Annotated in this window: 16 protein-coding genes and 1 pseudogene; 6 read left to right on the top strand and 11 right to left on the bottom strand. The window is 61.2% G+C overall.

Annotated features, from left to right (window positions below; genetic code table 11):
- Positions 1 to 76: 76 nt before the first annotated feature.
- From ACFMPD_RS14540 to ACFMPD_RS14520, 5 genes and pseudogenes are all read right to left on the bottom strand, one after another.
- A complete protein-coding gene (locus ACFMPD_RS14540) occupies positions 77 to 1,888 on the bottom strand; it encodes a phosphate acyltransferase (RefSeq protein ID WP_380995823.1) in 1,812 nt (603 codons plus the stop codon).
- Positions 1,889 to 1,987: 99 nt separating this feature from the next.
- Positions 1,988 to 2,485, bottom strand: a pseudogene (locus ACFMPD_RS14535) (NADP-dependent malic enzyme); the annotation flags it as partial.
- Between the two features lie 58 nt (positions 2,486 to 2,543).
- Positions 2,544 to 3,920 carry a TRAP transporter large permease gene (locus tag ACFMPD_RS14530; RefSeq protein WP_380995815.1) on the bottom strand — a complete coding sequence of 459 codons (1,377 nt, stop codon included), beginning with the start codon at positions 3,918 to 3,920 and terminating at the stop codon, positions 2,544 to 2,546.
- The gene (locus tag ACFMPD_RS14525; RefSeq protein ID WP_380995812.1) at positions 3,920 to 4,585 is read right to left on the bottom strand and encodes a TRAP transporter small permease; all 666 of its coding nucleotides are present in this window, start codon (positions 4,583 to 4,585) and stop codon (positions 3,920 to 3,922) included. Before ACFMPD_RS14525 ends, ACFMPD_RS14530 begins: the two co-directional genes overlap by 1 nt.
- A gap of 84 nt (positions 4,586 to 4,669) precedes the next feature.
- Positions 4,670 to 5,671 (bottom strand): DctP family TRAP transporter solute-binding subunit, encoded by a 1,002-nt coding sequence (locus tag ACFMPD_RS14520; RefSeq protein ID WP_380995809.1) that lies wholly within the window; start codon positions 5,669 to 5,671, stop codon positions 4,670 to 4,672.
- A gap of 234 nt (positions 5,672 to 5,905) precedes the next feature.
- On the opposite strand from ACFMPD_RS14520, the gene ACFMPD_RS14515 reads away from it, so the two are divergent.
- Together ACFMPD_RS14515 and ACFMPD_RS14510 are read left to right on the top strand one after the other, a co-directional pair.
- The gene (locus tag ACFMPD_RS14515; protein WP_380995806.1) at positions 5,906 to 7,606 is read left to right on the top strand and encodes a sensor histidine kinase; all 1,701 of its coding nucleotides are present in this window, start codon (positions 5,906 to 5,908) and stop codon (positions 7,604 to 7,606) included.
- Positions 7,603 to 8,838 carry a sigma-54-dependent transcriptional regulator gene (locus ACFMPD_RS14510; RefSeq protein WP_380995803.1) on the top strand — a complete coding sequence of 412 codons (1,236 nt, stop codon included), beginning with the start codon at positions 7,603 to 7,605 and terminating at the stop codon, positions 8,836 to 8,838. The genes ACFMPD_RS14515 and ACFMPD_RS14510 overlap by 4 nt, the downstream gene beginning before the upstream one ends.
- A 142-nt stretch (positions 8,839 to 8,980) precedes the next feature.
- On the opposite strand, the gene ACFMPD_RS14505 is transcribed toward ACFMPD_RS14510, so the two are convergent.
- From ACFMPD_RS14505 to ACFMPD_RS14480, 6 genes are all read right to left on the bottom strand, one after another.
- The gene (locus tag ACFMPD_RS14505; RefSeq protein ID WP_380995801.1) at positions 8,981 to 10,813 is read right to left on the bottom strand and encodes a BCCT family transporter; all 1,833 of its coding nucleotides are present in this window, start codon (positions 10,811 to 10,813) and stop codon (positions 8,981 to 8,983) included.
- An 82-nt stretch (positions 10,814 to 10,895) separates the two neighbouring features.
- Positions 10,896 to 11,915 carry an Ldh family oxidoreductase gene (locus tag ACFMPD_RS14500; protein WP_380995798.1) on the bottom strand — a complete coding sequence of 340 codons (1,020 nt, stop codon included), beginning with the start codon at positions 11,913 to 11,915 and terminating at the stop codon, positions 10,896 to 10,898.
- A gap of 12 nt (positions 11,916 to 11,927) precedes the next feature.
- The gene (locus ACFMPD_RS14495) at positions 11,928 to 12,569 is read right to left on the bottom strand and encodes a DUF3726 domain-containing protein (protein ID WP_380995796.1); all 642 of its coding nucleotides are present in this window, start codon (positions 12,567 to 12,569) and stop codon (positions 11,928 to 11,930) included.
- Positions 12,566 to 14,248, bottom strand: a complete 1,683-nt coding sequence (locus ACFMPD_RS14490; RefSeq protein WP_380995794.1) for a hypothetical protein — start codon at positions 14,246 to 14,248, stop codon at positions 12,566 to 12,568. Before ACFMPD_RS14490 ends, ACFMPD_RS14495 begins: the two co-directional genes overlap by 4 nt.
- Positions 14,248 to 15,225 carry a membrane dipeptidase gene (locus ACFMPD_RS14485; RefSeq protein ID WP_380995791.1) on the bottom strand — a complete coding sequence of 326 codons (978 nt, stop codon included), beginning with the start codon at positions 15,223 to 15,225 and terminating at the stop codon, positions 14,248 to 14,250. The genes ACFMPD_RS14490 and ACFMPD_RS14485 overlap by 1 nt, the downstream gene beginning before the upstream one ends.
- Positions 15,225 to 16,676, bottom strand: a complete 1,452-nt coding sequence (locus tag ACFMPD_RS14480) for an aldehyde dehydrogenase family protein (RefSeq protein WP_380995789.1) — start codon at positions 16,674 to 16,676, stop codon at positions 15,225 to 15,227. Before ACFMPD_RS14480 ends, ACFMPD_RS14485 begins: the two co-directional genes overlap by 1 nt.
- A gap of 93 nt (positions 16,677 to 16,769) precedes the next feature.
- Between ACFMPD_RS14480 and ACFMPD_RS14475 the strand changes: the two genes are divergently transcribed.
- From ACFMPD_RS14475 to ACFMPD_RS14460, 4 genes are all read left to right on the top strand, one after another.
- The gene (locus ACFMPD_RS14475) at positions 16,770 to 17,639 is read left to right on the top strand and encodes a LysR family transcriptional regulator (protein ID WP_380995786.1); all 870 of its coding nucleotides are present in this window, start codon (positions 16,770 to 16,772) and stop codon (positions 17,637 to 17,639) included.
- A gap of 164 nt (positions 17,640 to 17,803) precedes the next feature.
- Entirely contained in the window at positions 17,804 to 19,027 is a 1,224-nt protein-coding gene (locus tag ACFMPD_RS14470; protein ID WP_380995783.1) for a CDP-glycerol glycerophosphotransferase family protein, read from the top strand.
- 224 nt (positions 19,028 to 19,251) lie between these two features.
- Entirely contained in the window at positions 19,252 to 19,638 is a 387-nt protein-coding gene (gene tagD / locus ACFMPD_RS14465; RefSeq protein ID WP_380995780.1) for a glycerol-3-phosphate cytidylyltransferase, read from the top strand.
- Between the two features lie 124 nt (positions 19,639 to 19,762).
- Positions 19,763 to 20,701, top strand: coding sequence for a hypothetical protein (locus tag ACFMPD_RS14460; protein ID WP_380995777.1), 939 nt, complete (start codon positions 19,763 to 19,765; stop codon positions 20,699 to 20,701).
- Positions 20,702 to 20,708: the final 7 nt, after the last annotated feature.

Genomic DNA, 20,708 nt, shown 5'->3' with positions numbered 1-20,708 from the left:
CGCGATTACTACGTTTGTCATGTAAGGTTCTCCCTATTTCTTCTTACAGCTATTGCTTTCCGCGCCTGGCGCGGGGCTAGATTTTTCCCTGCGCATCCACGACAGCGACCGCCGTCATGTTCAGCAACCCCCGGACCGTGATCGACTGCGAAACGATGTGGGCAGGCTTGGACGCGCCAAGCATGATCGGCCCCACCGAGACCCCGCCGGCCAGCGACTTGAGCAGATTCAGCGAAATATGCGCCGCCTCGACATTCGGCATGATCAGCAGGTTCGCCGACCCGCTCAACGGGCTGTCGGGCATCACGACGCGACGCAGTTTTTCATCCAGTGCCGCATCGGCATGCATTTCGCCGTCGAATTCGAAATCGACATTCATCTCGCCCAGGATTTCCGCGGCACGGCGCATTTTTTGCGACGACTTCGTCGCGCGATCGCCGAAGTTCGAGCTGGACAACATCGCCACCTTGGGCTCGATCCCCATGCGGCGCATGGTTTTGGTTGCCAGGACGGTCAGTTCCGCGATTTCCTCGGCTGTCGGGTCCGGGGTGACATAGGTGTCGGCCAGGAACACGGTGCCGGTGGGCAATACCAGAGCGCTGAGTGCAGAAAGATCGGAAATCTCCGCGCCCAGACCAGTGATGCCTTCGAGCCGGGTCAGATGATGGCCAAAGCGCCCGTTCGTGCCGCAGATGACGGCACCGACTTCGCCCCGTTCCAGCATCGCCAGAGCCAGCACCGTGGGGTCGCTGCGCACGCCGCGCAGGGCTTCTTTGGGCGCGATGCCCCGGCGTCCGACCTTGGCATGAACATCCGCGGCATAGGGTTGCAGATCCATCGCCGCCGGATCGACGACTTCCACATCCCTGTCGAGATCGAGCGACAGGCCCAGTGATGTCACCGCCGCCTCGATCCTGCCTCTGTCGCCCAACAGGACCGGATGCGCGATACCGGCGGCCACGGCCTGCTGCGCGGCGTGCAGAACGCGGGTCGATTCGCCTTCGGCAAAGGCAACGCGCTTGGGATCGCCCGCCGCCTTTTCAAAGACCGGTTTCATCAGCATGCCCGAGCGATAGACAAAGCGAGACAGTTTCTCACGATAGGCATCCATGTCTTCGACCGGCCGCGTCGCGACCCCGGTGTCCATGGCGGCCTGGGCCACCGCCGGCGCGATCTCCAGGATCAGCCGGGGATCAAAGGGTTTGGGAATGATATATTCCGGACCAAAGCTCATGTTTTCGGCGCCATAGGCCGACAGCACCACGTCCGAGGCTTCGATCTGCGCCATGGCGGCGATGGCCCGCGCACAGGCCATTTTCATGTCCTCGTTGATTTCGGTGGCGCCGCAATCCAGCGCGCCGCGGAAGATGAACGGAAAGCACAGAACGTTGTTGACCTGATTGGGATAGTCCGAGCGGCCGGTCGCGCAGATCGCGTCGGCGCGCACTTCGGCGACAACCTCGGGCCGGATCTCGGGCTCGGGATTGGCCATGGCCAGAATAATCGGCTTGTCGGCCATCGAGGCCGCCATCTCTTTGGTCACGGCACCGGCGACCGACAGGCCAAGGAACAGATCCGCGCCCTGCATCGCGTCATCGAGCGTGCGCTCGTCGGTCTCTTTGGCAAACCGCAGCTTGGTCTCGTCCATCGGGCGGCCCGGGCGGTCCTTGTAGATCGCACCGGAACTGTCGCAGACGGTAATGTTCTCGCGTTTGGCACCAAAACTGATCAGCAGTTCGAGGCAGGCAATCGAGGCCGCGCCCGCGCCGTTGGCGGCGATTTTGATTTCGTCGATCTTTTTTCCGACCAGCTTCAGCGCATTCAGGGTTGCGGCGGCCGAAACGATGGCCGTTCCGTGCTGGTCGTCGTGAAAGACCGGAATGTTCATCTCTTCGCGCAGGCGCTTTTCGATGGCAAAGCACTGNTCGTCGATCTTTTTTCCGACCAGCTTCAGCGCATTCAGGGTTGCGGCGGCCGAAACGATGGCCGTTCCGTGCTGGTCGTCGTGAAAGACCGGAATGTTCATCTCTTCGCGCAGGCGCTTTTCGATGGCAAAGCACTGCGGCGCCTTGATGTCTTCGAGATTGATGCCGCCAAAGGTCGGTTCAAGCGGGCGAACCGCGTTGCAGAACGTGTCGACATCCGTGGCGTCGACCTCGATGTCGAACACATCAATGCCCGAGAATTTCTTGAACAGCGCCGCCTTGCCTTCCATGACCGGCTTGGACGCCAGCGGGCCGATATTGCCCAGGCCCAGAACCGCCGTGCCGTTGGAGATCACGGCGACCAGATTGCCGCGCATGGTGTATTCGCGGGCTTTCAGCGGGTCGGCGGCAATCTCTTCGCACGGGATCGCGACGCCGGGGCTATAGGCCAGGGCAAGGTCCTGTTGGGTCGCCATGGGCTTGGTGGGGACGACCTCGAGTTTTCCTTTCGGATCAACAGAGTGATAGTCGAGCGCATCACGTGACAACTGATCTGACATTGAATAATCCTTTTAAGTTTCCGGTGCCCGGCCTGTTCCAGGCACCGGAAGTTCCGTCCTATTTTGTTATGATTTCCGGCCCCATGAAGGTGTTGGGGAGGAAGGTTGAAAGGAACGGAATGTAGGTGACCATGATCAGGAAGACGAAGAGCACGGCCAGGAACGGCAGGGCGGCACGAACCACACCCATCATCGGCATGCCGGCGACGCCAGAGGTCACGAACAGGTTCAGTCCGACCGGTGGTGTGATCATGCCGATCTCCATGTTGACCACCATGATGATCCCCAGGTGGATCGGGTCGATGCCCAGTTCGATGGCGATCGGGAACACCAGCGGCGCAACGATGACCAGCAGACCCGAGGGCTCCATGAACTGACCGCCGATCAGCAGGATCACGTTCACAACGACCAGGAACATGACCGGTCCAAAGCCCGCGTTCAGCATGGAATTGGCGATGGATTGCGGCACCTGCTGTTCGGTCAGCACATGTTTCAGGATCAGCGCCGTGGCGATCACGAACAACAGTGTGACCGTCAGTTTGCCTGCCTCAAACAGCGTGTGCTTGGTGTCGGCATGGATGAACGCGGTGAACAGTGCGTGCGGCTTTTTCATCAGGCTGATCTTTTCGCCGCCCTCGGGGGCCGCCAGCGGCCCCATGTCCTTGTAGATGAAGCAGGCGATCAGAAAGGCATAGACGGCAGCCACGGCGGCGGCTTCGGTCGGCGTAAAGATACCGCCATAGATGCCGCCGAGGATGATGACGATCAGGAACAGGCCCCAGCCGGCTTCGCGCCCGCTTTTGACAACCTCGCCCCAGCCCAGCCAGTCGCCCTTGGGCAGGTTCTTGACCTTGGCCATGACATAGATCGTGACCATCAGCAGAAAGCCGGCCAGCAATCCGGGGATAACACCGGCTAGGAACATGCGACCGACCGAGACTTCGACCGAGGCGGCATAGACCACCATCACGATCGAGGGCGGGATCAGAATGCCCAGCGTCCCGGCGTTACAGATGACGCCCGCGGCGAAGTCCTTGGTGTAGCCCACCTGCCGCATGCCGGCGATCACGATCGAGCCGATGGCCACAACGGTTGCCGGCGAAGACCCGGACAGCGCTGCGAACATCATGCAGGCGAAGACCCCGGCAATCGCCAACCCGCCGGGCAGATGCCCGACACAGGCGATCGAAAACCGGATGATCCGGCGGGCCACGCCGCCCGTACTCATGAAGGAGGAGGCCAGGATGAAGAACGGGATCGCCAGCAGGGTGAAATGGCCTTCGAATGCCTCAAACAGTGTGCCTGCGACCGATGCCAGCGTTGCATCCGAATAAAGCAGCAGGAACAGGATGGAAGACAGCCCCAGGCTGACAGCGATCGGCACGCCGATCAGCAGCAGGCCGACCACCATTGAAAATAGCAGGATAACGTCCATCAGTCATGCTCCCCCAGTTGTTCGCGGACTTCCCGGATTTCGTCCTCTACCTCGTGACTGGCGACCAGGCGGTCGGTCTCGCCGCGCCAGATTTGCCCGGCTGCCTGCACGAACCGGTAGGTCAGCAGCAGCATTGAAATCGGCAGCACCACATAGGGCACGACTTTGGGCAGTTTCTCGTAGCTTTCGCCGTAGTTGATCGCGTCCTCCAGAAAGGCGAAGAGACCGATCATCGGAACGTCCTGAACCTCGTAAAAGGATTGGCTGCGGAATTCCTGTTCGAAACCGGTCGGGAACCAGCGCCCCGAGGTCGGCGGCAGATCGGCGAACACCGCCCAATAATCATAGGCCCCCTTGAGCATGAACACCGAGAACAGCAGACAGGCGGCGACGGACACGATGGCAAGCACTCGTGCCACGGGCGGCGACACCATGTTGATGATTGCGTCCACACCCAGATGCGAATGTTTCTTGACCGCATAGGATGCACCCAAAAGCACCAGCCAGCCGAACATGAAAACGGTCAGTTCCAATGCCCAGAGAATATTTGAATTGAAACCGAACCGGGCGATGACGTTCGCAAAGGTGATAGCCGTCATGAGCCCCAAAAGGATCGCGATCAGCGTTTCCTCGATCCGGTCCACAAAGGTATGCTTGTGTTGCATTTCCTCATGTCCCTGATTTTATTTGAAAAGGAGACGGGCCAGTTCGGCCCGCCTGATAGGTAGGCGCGCAGTCACGTGCCGTGATCACATCGCCGCGTTGATCGCTTGTGCGGCGTCAATGTTCTCTTGACCGACATCGTCGGCGAATTTTTCCCAGACGGGTTTCATCGCATCCACCCAGGCTTGACGCTGCTCGGGGGTCAACTGGCGCACGACACCGCCGGCGTCGATGATCGACTGCTTGGCGGCTTCGTTCACCGAGGTCGCGGCCGCGTTCCGTTCGTTGCTGACTTCGGTCAGGATCGTCATGAACTGGTCGCGCACATCGGCATCCAGGCTGTTGAACCAATCGACATTGGTCACGACCAGATAGTCGATGACGCCGTGATTGGTCTCGGTCACACCATCCTGAACTTCGAAAAACTTCTTGCCGTAGATATTGGACCAGGTGTTTTCCTGCCCGTCGACAACGCCCTGCTGCAGTGCGCCATAAACTTCGGAGAACGCCATTTTCTGCGGGCTGGCGCCGATGGCTTCCATCTGAGCCACCAGAACATCCGAACTTTGCACCCGGAATTTCAGGCCCTGCGCGTCGAACGGATCAACCAGCGGTTTGCTGGCGGACATCTGTTTCATTCCATTGTGCCAATAGGCCAGGCCCTTCAGGCCGCGCCGCTGCATGCTGTCCAACAGCGCCTGGCCGTTTTCGGAGCCCTGGAACGCGTCGACCGCAGCGATGTCCTTGAACATGAACGGCAGATCGAAAATCCGGAACTTCTTTGTGAATTTTTCGAACTTGGAGAGCGAAGGCGCGGCCAGCTGCACCTCGCCCTGCAGCATCGCTTCGAGCACTTTGTTGTCGTTGTACAGCGTCGAACTGGGAAAGACCTCCATGCAGGCTTTGCCGTTCATTTCCTCGTTGACGCGCTTTTCCAAAAGCGATGCGGCGATCCCTTTTGGGTGCTTGTCGGTGTTTGTCACATGGCTGAATTTGATGACGACTTCGCCGGCTTCGCATCCGGCCAGTACGGCCGTCGGTGCAGCGAATGTAGCTGCGATAATTGCAGCGCTGATATATGTTCTCATTTTTCCTCCTCTGACGTTAACGGTTCATCAAACGTCATGTGCATTAGAGAGGGCAGCGCCGAAGTTTTTGCCTAGACCTAATTTTGTGGCTTTTTTTATCGCTATAAAACAATGAGTTACAAAGTGCGCGGTTGCGTGAATCTCGGTTTTTCCGGGATTTCGGGCAAACGGCAGGTTGACGGATCTGCATTGGCGGCAGAGTTTGGATGCCTGCTCAGAGAGGGGTGAGTGCGCATGGAACAGGCGTTATCCAAGCTTCTGCTGGTCTATCTGTCATGCACCGGATTTGCGGGATATTTCTTCTATTCGACAACCTTCGAAGACCGGCTCGACCAGGCTTCGCAGATTGGTGAAACACGCGTCGAACAGGCCGCTGAACGTCTGGACAACCAACTGTCGCCCTTTCGCATACTGGTTAACGCGCTGGCCTCGGATCCCCGGGTAAAGCGGCCCCTGGAAACCCCTGAAGATGTGCAGAAACTGGAATCGCTGTTCATCCAGTACAGGCTGACCTACGGCATCGCCAAAATCGAGGTCGTCGACGCCCAGGGTCAAACCCTGGTGTCCACCGATCCAGGAACCGAGTCGCATTTCGGGTCGAACCGGTCTGCGTTGACTTCAGCCTTTTATGGTCAACTCGGTCTGGATCACGTGGTGACGGAAAATTCCCGGCACTTTGTCCTGGCCCGTGGTGTGGCTTCCGGCCCGGCCCGGCCCAGCGTGGCCATCGTCTTGTGGGTCAGTATCGCCGCGCTCGAGTTTGACTGGGCGATTGTGCCGGAAATTATTGTTTTTGCAGATAAAAACGATCTGGTCGTTGCGTCGAATCGCTCGGGTCTGTTGTTGAAGACACTGCGGCCCAAACTTGGATCGCGCAGGGATAACGAGAGCTTTCCTGCGCACGAAATTCAGAAGATCGGCGACCACACGATCTGGCGTTTTCCCTCCAAAAACAGCCTGCCCCGCGAGACGCTTTTCATCGAACGCGGTGTTCCGCGCGAACGGTTGCGGGCAATCGGATTCATCGACACGGCGCAGGCGCGCAGAGAGGCAAAGATACTGGCCCTATTGGCTGTCGCCACGACGACGGTGGTCGCGGCGGCCCTGTTGCTATTGCTGATTTGGCGTCACCGCGTGGCCGACAGAATTGCTATGGAAGAGGCCGCGAATGCGAAACTGGAGGAACGGGTCGAAGAACGAACCGCAGAACTGGTCGAAACCCAGAATCAGCTCATTCAGGCCACCAAGATGACCGTGCTTGGTCAGATGTCTGCGGGGATCAGCCACGAAGTGAACCAGCCCCTGGCCACGATCTCGAATTTTGCGGAAAACGGCAGCCGTCTGCTGAATGTCGGCCGGGATGCTGAGGCAAAGCAGAACTTTGAGCAGATCGCGGAACAAGCAGGCAGAATCGGCCGGATCATCAAGAATCTGCGCGCATTTGCCCGTGATGAAACCATCATTCTGGAAAGGGTGAATTTTGGGTCATGCGTGAAAGAGGCTCTGGCGCTTGCGTCGAACGCGCTTGAAAAAGCAGGGGTTTCCCTGTTCGTAGACATCCCGGATAGCGCGTTGGCGGTCGATGCCGGACGGGTTCGGTTGCAACAGGTCGTGATGAACATCGTCACAAATGCGATTGACGCCACGCGCAATCGCGACAGACCCGAAATCCATATCCGGCTCTGGAAGGAAGACGGTTCCGTTTGCCTGAGCATTCGCGACAACGGTACCGGGATCGAAGAACCGGACCGCGTTTTCGAGCCTTTCTACACCACCAAGAGTCTCGGCGCGTCCGAGGGTCTGGGTCTGGGCCTGTCGGTCTCTTACGGCATCATCGGAAGTTTCAATGGCGAGATTTCCGCGCATGACCACCCATCCGGGGGCGCGGTTTTTCTCATTCGCCTGCCGCTTTCTGAGAGAAGGAAAATTACATGATAAACAAAGTTCTGATCATCGAAAACGACATCGCATTGTGCAAATCGCTGACCCAGATGATCGAGTTGGCCGGACTCGCGCCTCTGCCCATGGCCAGCTTTGTTCAGGCGCGCCGAAGCATTCGCGCGGATTTCAATGGTGTCATTCTGACGGATATCCGCATGCCCAGGCAGGACGGTTTCGACGTGCTGAGTTTTGCGCAGAACGTGGATTCCGATCTGCCGGTCATTCTTTTGACCGGTCACAGTGATGTTCCAACGGCTCTGCGGGCAATGAAAAGCGGCGCCTATGACTATCTCGAAAAACCCTGCAGCACGGATCAAATGGTCGAGGTCCTGGAGCGGGCACTGGAACACCGGGCGCTGGTGCTGAAATCCCGAAAAATCCAACGGGTCCTGATGCGCAGCGATGTTGCCGCGATTGAGTTTCCCGGCGAATCCAGCGCGACCGCAACGTTGCGCGACACGCTGCGAAGCGTCGCGCACGCAAACATGCCGGTCCACCTGTGCGGACCGGACGGTGTTGGCAAACGCACCGCTGCGCACACGATCAACCGGCTCGCCGAAACCGCGCGCCCGTTTGTTCAGATCAACTTTTCGGGCGCTGCAGACACCGCGGTCAGCATTCCCGGAGTTCCAGAGAAACCCTTTGATCTTTTGGCAAAATTCATCGATCTCGCCACCCCCGATCAACAGCGGCAATTGATCGGCCTGATCCAAAGCAACCCGCAAATGCGCCTGATCACCTCATCCACCCGGGCGCTTGCCGATATTCGAAACAACATGGTGGTGGATGAACTGGTGGCGATGGATGGGGTGGCCGAAATCACCGTTCCCTCGCTGAACGAACGCCGCGAGGATCTGTTGGACATTTTCGAAACGATCCTGCACCAGACGGCAAACCGGTTGAATGCCGAGATACCCGAGCTTCACTTTGGGCTTGTCAGCGATATCATGGCCCGTTCGTGGGCGGGGAACCTGCCGCAGATGCGGACCTATGCCACGTCGATCCTGCTGGGCGGAAAACTGTGCAACGCGCCGGGCGACAGCCCGACCCTGGCCGAGCAGATGGACGCGTTCGAGCGGCTGGTTCTGAGCGAGACCCTGAAACAATGCAACGGCAGCGCGTCCGAGTCGGCCAAGCTGTTGGGCATGCCCCGAAACACGTTTTACGACCGCATTTCCCGCCATGGTATCACCCCAAAGCATTTCCGCAACAAGAACGCGAGGTAGTTCGCGTATGTATCTGGCCAATAACTGGGTTTCAGGTTTTCAGGTGGCCGTTTTCGGTCTGCCAACCCTTCCCGTTATACGGTCGGCTCTACCCTCTGATGAACCGGACGGGACCCCTCTGCCCCGCCCGGCGGCCGTCAGCTTATTCTGCCGGTTCCGCAGCCGGCGTGACGGCCTTTGCACGGACACCGTCGCGGTAAAGCGCCTTTGTCAGCGCCATGCACATCAGACCCATCACCATCGTGAACGGCAATGCGCCGATGATCATGGCATTGCGCAGGGCTTCCATCGGGTCGGCCCCGCCGGACTTGCCTGCGATCAGCAGCGTGCCGATCACCGCTGTCAGGATCAGACCCCAGACGATCTTGTGCTTGTTGCCGACCTCCTGATCGCCGCCTGACATGATGGTATTCATCACCAGAATGCCCGAATCCGCCGAGGTCACCAGAAAGGTCATGATCAGCACGACGCACATGATGGTGATCCCCGACAGGAACCCGCCCGAGATCATTTCGCCCAGGGTGACGAACAGCTTGGCGGTGTTAGAGGCCCCGACGATGGCTCCGTCCGCCCCGCCGGTCAGTTCCAGATCGATGGCGGTGCCGCCCAGGATGGCCATCCAGGCAAAACAGACCAGCGACGGCGCAAAGACGCAGCCGACGATGAATTCGCGCACCGTGCGCCCGCGTGAAATGCGGGCCAGGAACAGCCCGACAAAGGGTGAGAACGCGATCCACCAAGCCCAGTAGAAGGTCGTCCAGCCGGCCTGCCACGCAAATTGGCGTCCGGGTTCACCTGCGGCATAGGCTGCCGTCAGAACGTCTTCGGACAGGCTGGCCGCCTCGCCTTCCAACCCCGAACGGAACCCTTCGAACGATCCCCAGGCATTGGTGGCGCCGCTGCGCAGCGCATCGGCATAGGGGGCGGCATCCGCCGGCAGCGCCGCTTTGAATTCTGCGGCAGATTGCGGCCCATAGGCGCCAAAGCTGATCGAAACAAAGTGCAGGATATAGTCGACGAATGCCGTAGCATAGGTGGTCATCGCGAACAGGAACGAGCCAAAGATCACAAAGGTCAGCAGCAGGATCAAGGACAGGACCAGGTTCAGGTTGGACAGGTATTTGACCCCGCGCCCGACGCCGGAAACCGCCGAGATGATCGACAGGCCCATGATGACCAGCAACCCGGCGATCAGCCCGACCGTGCCCGGCGCCGGTGTCTCGCCGCCCATGTTCATCATCCATTCCATGCCGGTGATCGCGTACATGCCGTCGATGAACTGCGAAACGCCAAAGCCGATGGTGACCGACACGCCCAGGATCGTCGCGACCACGCCCAGAACATCGACGACATGTCCCAGCAAACCGTTCATCAGACGCCCGAACAGGGGTGTCAGGGCGGTGCGGATGGTCAGGGGCATATCCCGCGTATAGGCGTAATAGGCCAGCGACAGACCGGTGACGACATAGATCGACCAGGCATGCAGACCGTAATGCGCGAATGTATAGCGATAGGCCGAGGTCAGCGCCTGTTCGGTGTTCTTTTCGACCTCACCGGACAGCACCAACGGGTTCGATCCCCACAGACCCAGAGGTTCGGCGGTGGCAAAGACCATCAGTCCAACCCCCAGACCGGCGCCGAACATCATCGAGAACCAGGAGAAATTGGAAAACTCAGTGCCCTCTCCGGGGCGGCCCATGATGCGTTTTCCGGTTTGCGGCAAGGCGGCAATCACGATCAGGAAAAAGGCGAAAAATCCGACGATGACGATGTAGAAGCTGTTGAAACCTTCGAGGATCTTCCAGTTCAGACTGCCCAGCACGCCGTTGGCATTGGCCGGCCAGACCAGCGCCCAGATCACCAGAGCGACCATGATCGCCTTGCTGAACAGCGCGATCTCGACACTGTGGCCTTCGTAGAATCCCTTGGTGGATCGTCGGATTTCAAGATCCGTGAATGGTGGTTTGATGGACATTCTTTACCTCCCTTGTCTCGCTGTTTGCGCGCCGACATCAGCGGTCGGATCAGCGCAGTTTTTTGCGGAATCCGTTTTCCGCCTAGTGGCTCGCCGCGATTATTTCCCTGATCTTGCGCAGCGTCTCTGTGTTGACCGGCACGCCGGTCCGTTTCGCCCGGTGCCGATGGTTCCGACGTCCGTCGCCGGGCAAGTGTGCATTGTCCTGGCTGCAGATGGCTTGCACCAGATCGGACATTCGCGTCGCAAATACGTCGCCCGACGCCGCCCTGGGGTCGATGGCGATGAAAAGCTGGCCGGTGCGCGGCGGCCCGCCGGCCGTGCCGGAAAAGGGCGAAGCGTGGATACCCAGCTGTCCGCCGGACAGCGCGGCCGCCAGAACCTCGACCAGCAGCGCGATGCCGACCCCCTTGTAGCCGCCCGAAGGCGCCATCGACCCCTTGAGTCCGGTGGCCGGGTCCGTGGTCGGATTGCCCTCGGAATCCAGCGCCCACCCGACCGGGATCGGCTTGTTTTCGCGGGCATGTTTCATCACCTCGCTTTTGGCGATGGTACTGGCGCTCTGGTCGATCAGAATGCTGGGATCGCCGTCTTCGCCGGGCACGGCGATGGAAATCGGGTTGGTGCCGACCACGGGCCGCGCGCCGCCGGATGGTGCGATCGAGGCCGGGGCGTTGGTGAATCCCAGGCCCAGCAGCCCTGCCTGTGTCAACCGTGCCGTGTGATACCCCAGTACGCCGCAGTTATAGCTATTGTGTATCGCCAGCGCGGCAATGCCCTGTTCACGCGCCAGCGGGATCAGCCGGGCAAAGCCCATGTCAATGGCGGAATGGGCAAACCCCGTCGCCGCATCGGCACGCAGCAAACCCGGGCGCGGCTGCGTCAGGGTCGGTCTTGCGTCTCCGTCCACCTTGCCGCAGACCACATGTTCACAATAGATCGGGATATAGGCCAGCCCGTGGCTGGCAACTCCGTCGGCTTCGGTTGCCGCCGTCGCCACGGCCAGCGGTCGGGCATTGGCCTCGGATGTGCCGGATGCGACCAGCGCGCGAAAGGCGAGGTCTTCGATGTCGGCAAGGCTCAGTCGTTCGGTGTCGCTCATGGCATCCTCTGGTCAATCATTGTCGGACAGGCCGGCACCGGCCCCCTTGCGCCGCGATTCTTCGCTGGCCGGGGCAAAGGTTCGGCCTGCGAACCGGTTCAGGGTCGCGCGGATCTCTGCGCGCGGGTCTGCGCGGCTGCCGGTCCGGTTCGGTTGGGTCATTGCGCCGCCCGCCGAGACGGTCAGTTCCTGCGCGAAACCGTCATTTGCCAGGCCGTGCAAGGCCAGAGATTGGCCATCCGTGGCTGCCTTTGCCGCGCCCCAGGAAATATGGACAGGCACCCGCAGATGCCACGCGCACAGGGCGGCAAAGGGCAACAGCAAAAGCGGCCGCACAAGGGAAGCGATCTGCAGGTCGCCCCGGCCCAGAGAATCGGCGCGGTCCGACAGGGCGGCACCGGTGATTAGCGGGCATAACTGCCCTCCCCGCGCCCGCCATCCGGTGCCGCCCGGACCGGCATCGGGCGTCCAGTCCGCCAGGTCTGCGCCATCGGTCCGGGTAAGCAACGCGGCCAGTTCGGCGCAGCCATCGATCCCTTGCGCGCACAGCCAGCGGGTGGCTTTCGCGGCCTCTTCCGCCAATCCCCAGGGATAGCCGGCGCCACGCGCGGCCCGTTTGGCCAGAGCTTCGACCTCGTTCAGCGACAGGCTCATGCTTCTGCCTCCGGATAGACCCAGAGATCGGCGGTTTCGGGCGTCAGATCTTCGGGATAGGGCGCGCCGGCATACATGGAGATGCGCACCCAGCGGTCCGAGCGCGGGTCGAAATGGGTGGCGCCGAAAAACGACAGCTTGGCACGCAGCATGTCGATGGGCAGCAGGTCCTGGCCGATGGTGTTGTCGCGGATTTCGCCATAGGGCGCGCGGCGGCTCATCTGGGCGCGGCGGACGGTGTGCCGGTATTCCGGCCGAACCAGCAGAAAATCCGCCACCGTCGCGCTGTCCTCGACATCCGCCAGCGCCGCATGGGCCGCCGCCGCGTCCCGCGCCGGGGCCAGCGGCTGCTCATAGTCGGCAATCGGCTCTTCGAAACGTTCGCCCAGCCGGGGTTCCAGCTTTTCCGCAGAGACATACCAGGCGCGCGCGCAATTCTCGCGCGCCGTCCAGTCGATGTGCAGCGCCCAGCCGAAACTGGTCTCGATCAGACCGCGCAGCGCGCCGACCGTCATGGCGCCGTCGATGCGAAAGGCGATCGGGTTGGCGTCGGCCATGTCGTCGGCCAGTTCATCGACCAGGGCCCCGTAAGGTTCCAGGATCAGCGAGGCGACAAATTCCTGCCCCTCTTCGCTGCATCGGCTTTCGGCCCAATCCATCAGCCGGTTCCACGGCTGGTCGCTCTGCAGGTCGTCGCCTCGGACATGGTCGCTCAGCGCGTCGATGTCGCGGCGCAGTGCCGCCAGCCGCTCGATCTGGATCGGATGTTGCGAGCGCCAGGATCCAACCGAAGCGTCGGCCCGTCCCAGTACGGCCCGAAAGGCCGCCGCCGCCGCGGGTGTTGCGGTTTTTATGGCGCAGACCCGGGCGATCGCCTCTTCGCGCGCCATGATCCAGTTGTTGAACAGGACCGCATGGTTGAGGATGAACGGCGCCATGCCCAGACCGGTCGAATTACCAATGCCCAGTTGCCGGGCGATCACGGGGTCCAACTCGACAGTCGCAGCCCCTCCCCGGGCGCGGGCCATGTGCTGCACCAGATCGCGCACAAAGGTCCGGGTCAGATAGACCGACAGCATCTCGGCCTGAAACGGCACCCGCATCTCGGGCCGCGCCGCGATCTTTTCGCGGTCCGCCGCGCCGAACTTGCCCGATCCGTAGACCGCGGTGGTGCGCATCAGATAGCCGACATCGCGGATCTTGTCGGCATCCGGCTGCCGGCCCGACGCCAGCCGTTCGACCACATGGGTCCACAGGCGCACCGAGCGGTTGGCCCGCGACAGGGACAACTCGCTTTCCGTGACGCGCCCGGCCTCTTGCAGCGGCACGTTTTGCGACAGACGGTCGATGTCCTCTGGGGTGGGAATGCCGTCAAACAGCGCAAAAGTCGCGTCCCAGGCGGTGGCGATCACGCGGTCCGAACGCATCTCGTCAGGCAGATCATGGGCAAAGGCCACCAGCGAATAGCTGCGCGCGGGGCCGGTGGCGGTATAGACCGCATGGCCGACACCGCGGGTATCGATGTCAAATACAGGCCGGTCAAAAACCCAGCTGTCACGGGCCATGCGCCGGGTCAGAACCCGCATGAAACTCAGGCGGCACTGGTGCAGCGCGCCCAGACGCCGCAGGCGCATGACGCGTGCCGGGTCGCGGCGCAGGTTATGCGTCGCCCCCGACATCATTTTCCGCCGGGGCCGAAATTATCGGCAAAGAACCGGTACCAGTTCCGCCCCATGATGCCGACGATTTCGGCGTCGTCCATGCCGACCGCGCGCAGGCCGTCCGCAAGGTTTCCAAAATCGCGGTTGTCGCGGAACCAGGTGGGCATCGGCGGAAACCCGGGGTTGCTGGCCGAGCCCTCGCCATAGTCGATCTCGTTGCTCCAGCGCCCCACACGCATCCATTCCACCACGCTGTCGGGCTGGTCCTGGCACAGGTCCGAGCCGATCCCCAGATGCCGGGTTCCGAACCGGTCGGCGGTGCGCGCGATCATCTCGCAAAAACTTTGCAGCGTGCAGTCGGATTTATCCCGCAGATGATGCGGATACAGCGAAAAGCCCAACATGCCGCCATTCTGGGTCACGGCGCGGATCACGTCGTCTTTTTTGTTGCGCAAAGCCGGCGCCCAGTCATGCGGGTTCGCATGCGTGATGGCGATCGGGCGCGCGGACAGATCGGCAGCCTGAATGGTCGAACGGTCGCCGGAATGGCTCATGTCCACCACCAGGCCGACACGGTTCATTTCCCGGATGACCTGTCGCCCCATCCGGGTGATGCCGGTATCCTCGGTCTCGTAGCAGCCCGTGGCCAGCAGCGACTGGTTGTTATAACTCAGTTGCATGAACCGCGCACCCAGCATGTGCACGATCTCGACCAGACCGATATCGTCCTCGATCGGGCTGGGATTCTGAAAGCCGAAAAAGATCGCGGTCCGGCCGGTTTCACGCGCGGTGTCGATGTCGCTGGCCGATCGCCCCGGCAGGATCAGATCCGGGTGACGCTGGAACCAGCGGTTCCACTGCTCGATATTCAGAACCGTTTCGCGGAAATTCTCGTGATAGGCGATGGTCACATGAACCGCGTCCAGCCCGCCGTCGCGCATCTGGCGAAAGATTTTTTCCGACCAGTTGGCATATTGCAGGCCATCGATCCGCATCAGACCGGCGCTCCGGCGCTGATATAGGCGGTCTTGACCGTCGTATAGAACTCGGCCGCCGCCCTGCCCTGTTCGCGCGGCCCGTAGGAACTGTCGCCGCGGCCGCCAAACGGTACATGATAATCGGTGCCTGCGGTGGGCAGGTTGACAGTGACGACCCCGGTGCGCGCGTTGCGGCGGAAATGCGTGGCGCGCGCCAGATCGCGGGTGACGATCCCCGAGGTCAGACCGAAATTGGTGTCGTTGACCGTGGCAAGCGCTTCGTCATAGCTGCCGACCCGGATCACCGAGGTCAGAGGCGCGAACATTTCCTCGCGGTTGATGCGCATCTGGTTGGTGGTGTTCAGGAACACTCCGGGGGACATGTAGAACCCCTGTTGGGGCCGCTCCAACCGCTCCCCGCCACAGGCCAGTTCTGCGCCTTCGGTGCGGGCCAGATCGACATAGGCCAGATTCTCGGCCAGTTGCTGTTCGCTGACCACCGGGCCCATCTGGGTGTCCTCGGCCAGCGCATGGCCGACTTTCATAGCCTGCGCGCCGGCCACCAGCTTTTCGACAAAAGCGTCATGGATCGCATCGTGCACGATCAGGCGCGACGAGGCGGTGCATTTCTGGCCGGTGCCGCCAAAGGCGCCGCCCAGGGCCAGCGAAACCGCCAGGTCCAGATCGGCATCGTCCATCACCGCCAGAGCGTTCTTGGACCCCATTTCCATCTGCACCTTGGTCAGGTTCTGAATGGCCGCAGCGGCAATCCCCTTGCCCACGGGCACCGACCCGGTAAAGGAAATGGCGTTGACCAGCGGGCTTTCCACCAGCCGCTGGCCCACCGCCCGGCCTGCGCCCATAACCAGCGAGACCAGACCGCGGGGGATATCCTGACGCGCGATGATCTCGCACAGCGCCACGGCCGAGGCCGGGGTCAGATTGGCGGGTTTCCAGACCACGGCGTTGCCATAGCAGAGCGCGGGCGCGATTTTCCACGACGCGGTTGCCGTGGGAAAGTTCCAGGGCGAGATCACCGCGACGACCCCGACCGGCTCGCGCCGGACGTCGATCTCGACCCCGGCGCGGACGCTGTCAGCGTTCTCTCCGATCTGACGCAGGCATTCGGCGGCGTAATAGGTAAAGAACTGTCCGGCGCGAAAAACCTCGCCCCGGCCCTCGGCCAGCGGTTTTCCCTCTTCACGACTGAGCAGCTCGCCCAGTTCCCCGGAACGGGCCATCAGTTCGGTGCCGATCGCCATCAGCACGGCCTGCCGGCGTTCGGGACCATAGCTGGCCCATTCCGCCTGCGCCTCTTGTGCCCGCTGCAGCGTCGCGTCCAACTGGTCGGCGCTGGCCTGAGCGAACCGGCCGACCAGATCGGACAGGTCCGACGGGTTGCGGTTCTCGATCTCGGATTCGCCCGGCAGCCATTCGCCGGCAATGAGATTCAGGTTGGTATCTGCCATGACATATCCCGCGCAAGTGATGGGATATCGTGGACTTTGAGGGTTATATCAGTCAAACTTAAATAACTGAACCATATTTCAAGGAAACTGAAATTGGCAATCAAGATCGCAATGCTGCGCTGTTTCAGCACCGTGGCGCAGACGGGCAACCTGGCCGATGCTGCAATCCGACTGGGGCGCACCCAATCGGCTGTTTCCATGACGCTGAAACAGCTCGAGGAACATCTGGGCCGGCGCCTGTTCGAAAACGAGCGCAAGAACCGCCTGACGCCGCTGGGCGAAGAGGTGTTCGAACTGGCTCAGCAGCAGCTGCGGCAATTCGATGACACAATCAACGCCATACAAGCAACCGCCGGCGCGCCGCAAGGGCTGCTGCGCATCGCCTCGGTGCCGTCGGTTGTCGATCTGGTTTTCCCCGCCGCCATCGAGACTCTGACCCGGCGGCATCCGGGGCTGAATGTCGAACTGCGCGACGCCGACACCGAAATGGTGATCGATGCGCTGTTGCGCGGTCAGGCCGATCTGGGGATCGCGTCGGGTCAGCCGCAGCTGAACGGGATAAGGCAAGAGTTGCTGTTTAAGGACCGTTTCGGCCTGATCTGCGCACCGGATCACCCACTGGCGCGACAGTCCCGAGCGCCTGGCATACAGGACGTGATCGCCGCGGGTTTCGTGCGTAACAACCTGTGCCGCCTGATCGAGACGCCCGAAATCGCCGATGCGCTGTCCTCTGCTCGGGTCACGGCGCACAACACGCTGTCGCTGATCAGCATGGTACGCTCGGGCAAATGGATCACGGTTTTGCCCCAGACCGTCTTGCGGATCATGCCGGACCATCTGGTTTTTCGGAACATCAACGGGCTGACCGACCGCCGCTCGGTATCGTTGCTGATCCGCGAACGGTCGCCCTTTCCCCATCTGACGCAGGAACTGGGTGACATGCTGCGCGCGTTTGGCTGGTGAGACGGACCCCAGCCGCGCGCATTGACAAACCCAGGTGCCGACCCTACGAAGCCACGTCCTATTGTCGGCCCAAATTTCAACAACTTGATGGTGCGCCCTTGAAAAAGCCCGGAATTGCCCCCCCGGTAAAGAAAGCCCTGGAAATTTCGGAAAACGGCGTCGCCTTGCATTTTTTGTCCCAGGCCTCGATGCGCGCCGTCAAGGACAAGGTCTGCGTCCTGTCGCCGGGCAGCTTCAGCGACAACAGCAAATACATTTATTCCTATCTGCACGGTAATCTCAAAAAGATCGACCCGCGCCTGGAACTGTACTGGCTGTGCCACTCGGCAAGCGAAGTCCAAGCGCTGCGCGCGGTCGGCGTGAATGCCTATCAGTTCGGGCGCACCACGCCGATGCTGAAACGGCTGATCGAAACCAAATACGTCTTTGTCTCGACCCACCATCTGGCGCATTCCACCTATTGCTATCTGCAAATGGCCTTGTCCGGGGCCACAAAAATCCAGCTTTGGCATGGCGTGCCAGCCAAGAAAATCGCCTATCAGCTGCTGGATACGCAGCCGGTCAAGGGCTTTCCCTTTTATGCCTTTGACTGCCTGTCGGCCGACTACGTTTCGGCCGAGTCAAAGTCGGTGAAGCCGCGTTATCGCGAGGCATTTCCGAACGCCAAGATCATGGTGACCGGCAGCCCGCGTACCGACATCCTGATTGAGGCCAACCAGGGCATGCGGTTCAGCGAAATCAATACCGACCAGTCCATCATCGCGCGCATGCGCCAGACCCGCGCCAGCAAGGGGCGCACGGTGCTGTTCTGCCCGACGTTTCGCGCCCCGAAACAGGACCGCACCCGGTTCTATCGGGAAATCGAGCAGTTCATGGCCACCTGTGCCGCGCAGGAGGGCACGCTGCTGGTGATCAAGAACCACAAGGTCAGCGGCGACTCGCCCCAGATTGACGCCATGGCCGCCGGGCTGGCATCGGACCGAATCCTGATCGTCGACCCCAAGGACGACATCTATCCCTATCTCAGCGAGACCGACATTCTGGTCACCGACTATTCCTCGACCTATTACGATTACCTGCTGACCGGACGCCGGGTGCTGTTCTTTCAGCCCGATCGCGAAGAATATCTGGGGATTCGGGAAATCTATGACGAGCGCGACGTTTCCGGGCTGGAAGTGGGCGAATATTATACCGATGGCGCCGAATGCGCCGCAGCCCTCAATCGCGACGAGAACCCGCGCTGCGTCGAAGACCGCACAAAACTGCGCAAACAGATCTTTCGCTATGACGGCGGATCGGCCTGCAAGCGGGTGGTGGATCGGGTGATCGCCAAGCACTGGTCGCGCCTGCCGCTGGCCGTGCTGGACCGTGTCATCGGCCGGGGCTGATCGAACCTGTGATGCGCCGGGACATCCGGCGCATTTGCCATCCCGGTCTTGAACCACCGTGGCGCGAGGCCGGCCCGATCCGCGGGGCCGGGCGCAACTTCCTGCGGTCAACCGCTTTTTCACGACATCGATGGCAAAAAGATTGGACCCGGGATTCGCCTAATGGTAATGTAACCGGAATGTGACGGTTTTTCGACGGCTGGGCCAAAGGGGCGACGTACGCAATGCGCAAAGTGATTACCTACGGAACCTTCGACACCCTGCACTATGGCCATATCCGCCTGCTGCAACGTGCCCGGGACCTGGGGGACTATCTGATCGTTGCGGTATCGACCGACTCGTTCAACGCGCTCAAGGGCAAGAAATCGAAATTCAGCTTTGAACAGCGCAAGCGCGATCTGGAAGCGGTGCGCTATGTCGACCAGATCATTCCCGAGGAAAGCTGGGATCAAAAGATCAACGATGTGCTGACCCATGGGGCCGATGTCTTTGCCATGGGCGACGACTGGACCGGCAAGTTCGATTTTCTCAAGGAACATTGCGACGTCGTCTATATGCCGCGTACGCCCGAGATTTCCAGCACCTTGATCCGGGGCCGTGCCGCCGGCTGATTGCGCATCGTTGACGCCCGCGTCGTGCGGGTCTAAGCCCCCATCCAACCCCTTTTGACGCCGACTCTGCGCGCTGCGCCGGGCGTGAACCGGGACATGAGGGCAAACGACGACCGAGGCGATCATGCGCGCAGTTCTGCATCTGGGGACGTACAAGACCGGCTCATCAAGCCTGCAGAATCTGCTGCACGCCAACCGTGATCTTTTGCGCGACAATGACGTGTTGTATCCCGCCAGCGGGATGATCAACGACCCCAAGCTGGGCTATCGGCACTTTCCCCTGATCCGCGATTTCATGCAGGGCAAGACCGGTGTTCTGCCGCGCGCCCTGGCGCGGGAAATCACCGACTCGGGCTGTGACACCGTGCTTTTCTCGGCCGAAGCCTGGTCGGCACCGCTGCACCAGTCGCATCTGACCCGGTTCGTCTGCGCGCTGGAAGAATTCGGCTTTGACGATATTCAGGGCATCGTGCTGTTGCGCAACCTGACCGACTATCATGTCAGCCATTTCCGTGAATTCACCGTGAATCAGCGTAACGCGACGCCGTATCGCGACTATGTCCGGCGGCCCGCCGGCCTGTTTGACTATCTGTTTCTGCTGCAGGGCTATCGCGGGCTGTTCGGCCACCGGCTGCAGGTCATTCCCTATGACCGGGTTCCGGACGCCTGCGGCGCGGTGATGCAGGCCGCCGGTCTGGCCGATCTCTTTGACCGGCTGCAGCCCACGCCCAAGGCGAATGTCAAAAAGATCGACGCGCTGGATGTCGAGGCGATCCGGTGTTGCAATGCGCTGAACATCCCGGTCGAAAAGGGACACGCGGCGCTGGCCCGGCTGCGGGCCGAGGACCCCGCGATTGCTGCCGCCACCTGGAGCGAGCGCGGCACCGATGGGGTCATGCCGACCAATGCCGCGTATCGCCGACGCTTTGCGCAAGCATCGGGCTGGTCCCTGCCGGACGTCAACCGGTTGTTCAGCGTCCCCCCGTCCAGCGCGCGCAACGTTGCCGAGGTCAGCGACCGGCTGGCCGCCCTGATGGATCGCTCGGCCAGCCCCGCCGCCTAGAACAACC

The sequence above is a fragment of the Sedimentitalea sediminis genome (assembly GCF_042687825.1).
In the GTDB taxonomy this organism is placed as follows: domain Bacteria; phylum Pseudomonadota; class Alphaproteobacteria; order Rhodobacterales; family Rhodobacteraceae; genus Sedimentitalea.
Note: the sequence above shows the minus strand (reverse complement) of the source record. Positions and strands in the feature narration are given on the sequence as shown.

Excerpts from the sequence above, each read along its gene's own strand:
- ACFMPD_RS14540 (WP_380995823.1), bottom strand. The coding sequence starts at position 1,888 with ATGAACATTCCGGTCTTTCACGACGACCAGCACGGAACGGCCATCGTT.
- ACFMPD_RS14530 (WP_380995815.1), bottom strand. The coding sequence starts at position 3,920 with ATGGACGTTATCCTGCTATTTTCAATGGTGGTCGGCCTGCTGCTGATC.
- ACFMPD_RS14525 (WP_380995812.1), bottom strand. The coding sequence starts at position 4,585 with ATGCAACACAAGCATACCTTTGTGGACCGGATCGAGGAAACGCTGATC.
- ACFMPD_RS14520 (WP_380995809.1), bottom strand. The coding sequence starts at position 5,671 with ATGAGAACATATATCAGCGCTGCAATTATCGCAGCTACATTCGCTGCA.
- ACFMPD_RS14515 (WP_380995806.1), top strand. The coding sequence starts at position 5,906 with ATGGAACAGGCGTTATCCAAGCTTCTGCTGGTCTATCTGTCATGCACC.
- ACFMPD_RS14510 (WP_380995803.1), top strand. The coding sequence starts at position 7,603 with ATGATAAACAAAGTTCTGATCATCGAAAACGACATCGCATTGTGCAAA.
- ACFMPD_RS14505 (WP_380995801.1), bottom strand. The coding sequence starts at position 10,813 with ATGTCCATCAAACCACCATTCACGGATCTTGAAATCCGACGATCCACC.
- ACFMPD_RS14500 (WP_380995798.1), bottom strand. The coding sequence starts at position 11,915 with ATGAGCGACACCGAACGACTGAGCCTTGCCGACATCGAAGACCTCGCC.
- ACFMPD_RS14495 (WP_380995796.1), bottom strand. The coding sequence starts at position 12,569 with ATGAGCCTGTCGCTGAACGAGGTCGAAGCTCTGGCCAAACGGGCCGCG.
- ACFMPD_RS14490 (WP_380995794.1), bottom strand. The coding sequence starts at position 14,248 with ATGTCGGGGGCGACGCATAACCTGCGCCGCGACCCGGCACGCGTCATG.
- ACFMPD_RS14485 (WP_380995791.1), bottom strand. The coding sequence starts at position 15,225 with ATGCGGATCGATGGCCTGCAATATGCCAACTGGTCGGAAAAAATCTTT.
- ACFMPD_RS14480 (WP_380995789.1), bottom strand. The coding sequence starts at position 16,676 with ATGGCAGATACCAACCTGAATCTCATTGCCGGCGAATGGCTGCCGGGC.
- tagD (WP_380995780.1), top strand. The coding sequence starts at position 19,252 with ATGCGCAAAGTGATTACCTACGGAACCTTCGACACCCTGCACTATGGC.
- ACFMPD_RS14460 (WP_380995777.1), top strand. The coding sequence starts at position 19,763 with ATGCGCGCAGTTCTGCATCTGGGGACGTACAAGACCGGCTCATCAAGC.